This window comes from Candidatus Binataceae bacterium (genome assembly GCA_035500095.1).
In the GTDB taxonomy this organism is placed as follows: domain Bacteria; phylum Desulfobacterota; class Binatia; order Binatales; family Binataceae; genus JAKAVN01.
The window spans coordinates 1-3,957 of the sequence record DATJXN010000026.1; the positions used below are offsets into that span (position 1 = coordinate 1).

General features: G+C 64.7%; 4 protein-coding genes. 1 reads left to right on the forward strand and 3 read right to left on the reverse strand.

Annotation, left to right across the window (positions count from 1 at the left end; genetic code table 11):
- Positions 1-150: 150 nt before the first annotated feature.
- From VMI09_03735 to VMI09_03745, 3 genes are all read right to left on the reverse strand, one after another.
- Positions 151-1,371, reverse strand: coding sequence for a CoA transferase (locus VMI09_03735; protein ID HTQ23780.1), 1,221 nt, complete (start codon positions 1,369-1,371; stop codon positions 151-153).
- Positions 1,372-1,390: 19 nt separating this feature from the next.
- Complete coding sequence (locus tag VMI09_03740) at positions 1,391-2,602, reverse strand: CaiB/BaiF CoA-transferase family protein (protein HTQ23781.1); 1,212 nt, start codon at positions 2,600-2,602, stop codon at positions 1,391-1,393.
- A 119-nt stretch (positions 2,603-2,721) separates the two neighbouring features.
- Complete coding sequence (locus tag VMI09_03745; protein HTQ23782.1) at positions 2,722-3,471, reverse strand: methyltransferase domain-containing protein; 750 nt, start codon at positions 3,469-3,471, stop codon at positions 2,722-2,724.
- A gap of 162 nt (positions 3,472-3,633) precedes the next feature.
- On the opposite strand from VMI09_03745, the gene VMI09_03750 reads away from it, so the two are divergent.
- Positions 3,634-3,957, forward strand: a 324-nt coding sequence (locus VMI09_03750; protein ID HTQ23783.1) for an enoyl-CoA hydratase-related protein, incomplete at its 3' end; no start/stop codon positions are given.

Here is a 3,957-nt window from a genome sequence, read left to right on the forward strand (position 1 = left end):
CCATCGACTCCAGACTCTTCCGCTCCGCTTCGCGCAACACCAACTCCGCTTTCGGCCGCCCTCTCCGCATGCTCCACCTCCTCGAGGAACAAGACGGCTGCGGCCACAATTTATTCATCTCATTTCAGGGACAGGACACTATTCGGCATCTCAGTAAATCACTTTCGATTCCATCAACTCGGCAATTTCTTCTTTTTTGAGGCCGAGGATGCCGTTGAACACCTCGAAATTGTGTTGTCCCAGGTCCGGCGGCGGATTGTAGTTGTAGCGCGGCACGCCGCCGAGCTTCGCCGGAATTCCCGGCATCGTGCGCTTGCCGACCGTATGATGCTCGAGCTGCCACCAGTAGCCCCATTCCCAAAGATGGGGGTCCTGCTGGATCTCGACGCTGTCGAGCACCGGCCCGGCCGGGACGCCCGCGCGCTGAAGGCGCTCGGCCAGTGCGATATGTGGATGTCGGCGCGTCCATTCGGCGAGATGATCGTCGAGCGCGGCGCTATTTTGCCGGCGCGCGAATTGGTCCGCGAATTTTGCGTCGCGCGCCCACGCCGGACCGCCCATCACCTCGCATAGCGCTCGCCATTCGGCCTCGTTGCCCACCGCGATCGCGATCCACTTGTCATCGCCCGCGCACGGGTACGTATTGTGCGGCGCCATCACGTCGTCGCGATTCGCCCACTGCCGGCGATCGCGGCCGTTCATGAAATAGTCCATGTACCACTCGGGCGTCTCGCCGATAACCGTCTCGCCCATGCTGGCGTCGAGCCATTGGCCTTCGCCCGTGCGATCGCGATGACGCAGCGCGGCGAGCAGGTGAAACACCACCGCGGTGCCGATCGCATAGTCCGGCCAGGTGCCGCCGGTATGGCGCGGCGCGCCACCCGGGTAGCCCTGCGCGTCGAAGGTGCCGATGAACGAGCATGCCATCGGGCCCCATCCGACCCAGTCCGCGGGTTCGGTTCCGGTTTTGCCCAGCAGCGACACCGAGATCAGGATGATGTCGCGTTTGACCGCGCGGAGATCGTCATAGCTAAGCCCGAGGCGGCGCGAGAGCGGCGCGGGATAACACTCCAGCACGAAGTCGCTTCGCTTGATGAGTTCGTAGGCGAGTTCCTTGCCGCGCGGCGTCTTGATGTTGAGGTTGATCGATTTTTTGCCGCAGTTGAGCGTGTGGTAGCAGCCGTTGTCGTTCACGCCCGAGAGGCCGGCGGCCATGAACGACGGGTTGAGGCGCGAAAAATCGAGATAGACCTGCGATTCGATCTTGATCACCTCGGCGCCCATCGCCGCAAGCCACAAGCCGATCTGCGGGCCGTTGATGATCCAGCTGAAATCGGTGACCCGTATTCCTTCAAGCGGCAGACGGCCCATCGTTCTCCCCCCCTCCGGGTCAAATCACGCCGGCGGCGCGAAGTCCCGCGAGTGCCTCGCGCGAGTATCCCAGCCGCCCGCACAGGATCTCCTCGTTATGCTCGCCGAGCAGCGGCGCGCGGCGCGCAACCGGCGGGGTCGCGCTCATCCGCACCAGCGGCCCCGGATAGCGAAAGCGCCCTGCGACCGGATGATCGATCTCGACGAAGGCATTGCGCGCGCCCAGATGCGGATGTTCGGCGGCCTGGGCGACGGTCAGCACGGGGCCGATGGGGAGTCCGATTCTCTGCCCTTCGCGCACCAGCCAATCCATGTCGTATTTGAGCAACTCCTCCTGGATCAGCGGCCGCACGACGTCGTCGTACTCGGCGCGCGCCGCGGTGCTCTTGAACAGATCGGACTCCAGCGCGTGCGGATGGCCGAGCAGTTCCTTCAGCGCTTCGAAGTGCGAGTCCACCACCCACAGCACGTAAACGTATCCGTCGCGGCATCGCGAGGGCTCGAGCCCCGCTTTGGCATTGGCGCGCAGCCGGCTGTACGGCATCCCGGCGTAGCTGTAAACGATCATCTCGATCTTCGCCGTATTGACCACCGCCTGCCAGCATGCGGCGTCAATCCACTGGCCGGCGCCCGTGGCCTCGCGATGCATCAGCGCCATCATAGTCGAGGCCGCCGCGGTGGTCGCGCCCATCATGTCGGCCTGGCGGCCGGGCGCGCGCAACGGATTCTCGCTCGCCAAATCGTTGATCAGCGTCGGGGTGTTGTAGCCCGTGAGGCTCATCGCCCATTCGATAAGGTCCGAGCCCTTCCATCCGGCGTACGGGCCGGTCTGGCCAAAGGGCGTGACCGAAGTGACGATGAGCCGCGGATTGAGCGCATGCAGGACGTCGTAGCCGAGCCCGAGGCTCGTCAAATAGCCGGGCGGATGGTTCTCGATAAGAATGTCGGCCTCGCGCACGAGGCGCCTGAAAATTTCCGCGCCGCTTGCCGTCGCGGGATCGAGCGTCACGCTCTTCTTGCTCGTGTTGAGATAGAGAAAGAGGCCGCTCTTTTCGGGATGCGGAAGGTCGCCCGGGAACGGCGGATGACTTCGCGCTTCGTCGCCGCGGCCGGGCGGTTCGAGTTTCAGGACCTCCGCACCGAGGTCTGCGAACAGCTTGCCGCACATCGGCCCGGAGACCATGGCGGCATATTCGACCACCTTGAGGTCACTGAGCGCAGCGGCCGCCAATTTCGCCGTCTCCCGGATTCATCGGTTCAAAGCCTCGCGCCGTTTCGATCGCGCTGCCGCCTCGAGCGGCCGGCGCCCATCTGCTCAATAGCGCATTTGGCCGTGCGACACCTACCCTATCAATAGCTCGGCGCGCCATGGATCGTGTTGTCGGGCGGGGATTTGCCCGGCGCGGCGAGCAGCGGCGCCTTCTTGAACACGACGCAAAAGCTGGACAGAAATGCGCTCCCCGGCCACGGATCGTCGATCTTCACGTACTCGAAGCCCGCGTGTTCGAGTTCACCGATCACGGTCACGGGACTGACGCCGTGTCCTTCGCGGTTCGGCGGCAATCCCTTCGGCGTCCACGGCGCGGTCAGAAAACTGGGGCGGAAATCCAGTACGGCCAGTTGGCCGCCCCGGCGCAGGGCGCGGTAGAGACTGCGGCCGGTATCGGCGGGATCGGTCAGATGATGATAGACGCGGCGCAGGATGATCGCGTCGCAGCAATCGGCGGGTAATCCGGTGTCGCTGGCGGTCGCCGGGATCACTGTAACGTTGTCGAGATGCGCGGCGGCGACCGCGCCGCGGATCCGGGCCAGTTCGCGCGGATCGATCTCGGTCGAATAAACGCGTCCGGTGGGCCCCACCAGCGCACTCATCATCACCGTCATCCATCCGGAGCCCGCGCCGACGTCCGCCACGACCATCCCCGGCCTTATCTGGAGTATCGTGGCGAGGCGGTCCCCGTCGGCCCTGTGCGAGCAGCCGACAAGAGTGAACGCCGCCGCGAGCATCGCGGCCAGGGCCCTGAGCTGCACTTCGGTGTACGCGCGGCTCGATCGCCTGCCTGCACGCCCACCATTCATCGCGTGTGTCTTCGCCCCCATTCCATTTCCTCGACCGTACCGCTTGCTGACAGCGTCCGCGCGAGAGCCCTCCAAGTCTCCGCTCACGCGCACCTTTCCATCTCACGGCGTGCCTCGCTTGTCATCGCGCCGCCGATGCCGATAGATACGATGATTAGATTCGTCCGCCAAATGGAGCAAGCAATGCCAGCGTTATTGTTCGAGGTCCGCGATCATATCGCCTACCTGACCATCAACCGTCCCGAAGTCCACAACGCGATGAGCCCGGAAGTCGTCGTGCGCATGGCCGAGGCATGGCAGCGCGTGGCCGAAGACGACGACGTGCGCGCCGCGATCATCACCGGCGCTGGCAACAAGGCCTTCTCCGCCGGCGCCGACCTTGCGCGGACGATTCCGCTGATGACCGGCGCGCGCCAGCCCGAGGACGAATGGGACCGCAAGCTCAAGGAGGATCCGAAAATCGGCGCGATCGCGATGATGCGCGGATGGAGCCTGTACAAGCCGGTG